The 2,014-nt window shown below is 75.4% G+C and carries 2 protein-coding genes and 1 pseudogene; 1 reads left to right on the top strand and 2 read right to left on the bottom strand.

Annotated elements, in window-relative coordinates; translation table 11 throughout:
• Positions 1-1,174 (bottom strand): MFS transporter (locus G3I41_RS20365; protein WP_164401820.1); only part of this gene is annotated, 1,174 nt, incomplete at its 3' end.
• 96 nt (positions 1,175-1,270) lie between these two features.
• Between G3I41_RS20365 and G3I41_RS20360 the strand changes: the two genes are divergently transcribed.
• Positions 1,271-1,780, top strand: a complete 510-nt coding sequence (locus G3I41_RS20360; RefSeq protein ID WP_164401819.1) for a MarR family transcriptional regulator — start codon at positions 1,271-1,273, stop codon at positions 1,778-1,780.
• Position 1,781: 1 nt separating this feature from the next.
• On the opposite strand, the pseudogene G3I41_RS20355 reads toward G3I41_RS20360, so the two are convergent.
• Positions 1,782-2,014, bottom strand: a pseudogene (locus tag G3I41_RS20355) (hypothetical protein); the annotation flags it as partial.

Here is a 2,014-nt window from a genome sequence, read left to right as displayed (position 1 = left end):
GCCGTACCCCCGGCACGGCGGCGGTGGCCGCACAGGCGGCGCCCGCCAGCAGCCCGGCCGCGGCGAGCGTGGTCTCCGTGTTCCAGGCCGAGGCGGCGAGCGGGGCGAGGGTGTAACCGAGTGGCATCGCGGCGAAGGAGAGCAGCCAGTCGTACGAGGTCGCCCGGGCCAGGGTGTGCGCGGGGATCGCGGACTGGACGGCGGTCTCCCAGACCGGGTTGAGGAAGCCGAGACCGGCCATGGCGATCCCGTACGCGGTGAGCGAGACGGCCACCGGGGCGTGCGCGGCCAGCAGGCACAGCGGCAGCACGTACAGCGCGCCGGCCAGGTTGGCGGCCAGGACCGCCCGGCGGGGCCGGACCCGGCCGGCCACCAGCGAGCCGGCCAGCAGGCCCACCGCGCCGGTCTGGAGCAGCACGACCCAGCTCCCCCTGCCGCCGGGGCCGTGCAGGAAGAGGGCCGGGCCGAGCGTCGTCAGGACGGCCGCCGCGCCGTTCCAGACGGCGTGCGCGATCAGGCTCGTCCAGTACCAGTCGCGGCTGCGGACCTCGGCCCAGCCCGCCTTGAGGTCGCCGAGCAGGGAGCGCCGGGGGATCGGGACGTGGCGCACCCGGATCACGTACAACAGGGCGGCGCTGACCGCGAAGCTGGCGCCGTCCAGCACGAAGGCCCAGCCCGGCCCGGCGGTGAGGATCAGGGCCCCGGCGACGGCCGGCCCGCCGATCCGCGCGGTCCCGGAGGCCACCGCCATCAGCGAGTTGGCGCGCAGCAGGCCCGGCGCGTCCACGGTGCCCCGGACCAGCGGCGACGAGGTCGGCATCGCGAAGGCCCCGGCGGCGCCGCCGACTGCCTCGGCCAGGGCGATCTGCCAGAGGGCCGGGGTGCCGGAGAGGAGTTCGGCGCCGACGAAGAGCTGGGTCGCGCACCGCACGAGGTCGGTGGCCAGGGCCACCGTGCGGGCGTTGAAGCGGTCACCGACGACACCGCCCAGCGGGAGCAGCAGCAGCTTGGGCACCATCGCGCACCCCAGCACCAGGGCGAGGGCGCCGGTCGAGCCGGTGGCCAGATAGACGGCGAGGGTGAGTGCGGCGGGGATCGCGGAGTCGCCCAGCATCGACAGGGAGCGGCCGATGAAAAGCAGCCGGAACGAGCGCGTCCGTAAGGGGTGGGCCATGGGCGGCAATCTATTTCGGAACCGAAGTATCGTCAACGAGGATGTCGCTTCCGGAAGGCCCCCGCCCCCGGGAGGCGCCCGCGTAGGCTGAGCGCCATGGAGCTACGCGACTGGACCGACGGGCACGTGGACCGGTGGAGACCCGTGCTTCCCGAGCTCGATCCGGATGTCGAGGGCGCGGTGACCCGGATGAAGAAGCTCTCCGTCCATCTGCGCCGGGTGCGCGAGCAGTCCCTCATCGACTTCGACCTGGACCGGCAGGAGTTCGAGACCCTGCACAAGCTGGCCGGCCGCGGCGGCACGGCGGCCCCGTCCGAACTGGCCGCCGACCTCGACCTCGCCCCCGCGTCCGTCACCGGCCGGCTGGACGCGGTCGAGCGCCGCGGCTTCGTCCGGCGCACCCCGTCCACCACGGACCGGCGCCGCGTCGACGTGGTGCTGACGGACGAGGGCCGGTCGACCTGGCTCGGTGCCATGGCCTTCCTCGGTCACGAGGAGGAACGGCTCCTCGGCGTCCTGGACGCGGACGAGCGGGCCCTGCTCAACGACATGCTGCGGCGCGTCATGGTGGTCGCGGAGGACCGGGGCGGGGCGGCCTGGGACTGACTCAGCCCCTCGCCTGCCGGGCCAGCTCCTCCCGGACCCCCTCCGGCCCCAGCTCCGTCAGCCGGGCCACCCCTGCGTTCCACCCCTCCGCCGCCCGCTCCACCGCGTCCTGGAACCCCCGCCGCAACGGGCCCCCGGCCAGCAGCAGCACGACGGCGGCGACCGGGCGCAGCAGCCACCGCCCGCGCACCGTGGCCACCGCCTCGACCCGCCAGCGCCCGTCCTCCGCGCGCC

The organism is Streptomyces sp. SID9727, assembly GCF_010550605.1.
In the GTDB taxonomy this organism is placed as follows: Bacteria; Actinomycetota; Actinomycetes; order Streptomycetales; family Streptomycetaceae; genus Streptomyces.
The sequence above is the reverse complement of the archived record's forward strand: the minus strand, read 5'-3'. Positions and strand labels throughout refer to the sequence as shown.

What these genes read in the sequence shown, in the direction of transcription:
- G3I41_RS20360 (WP_164401819.1), top strand. Translation starts at nt 1,271, where the DNA reads ATGGAGCTACGCGACTGGACCGACGGGCACGTGGACCGGTGGAGACCC.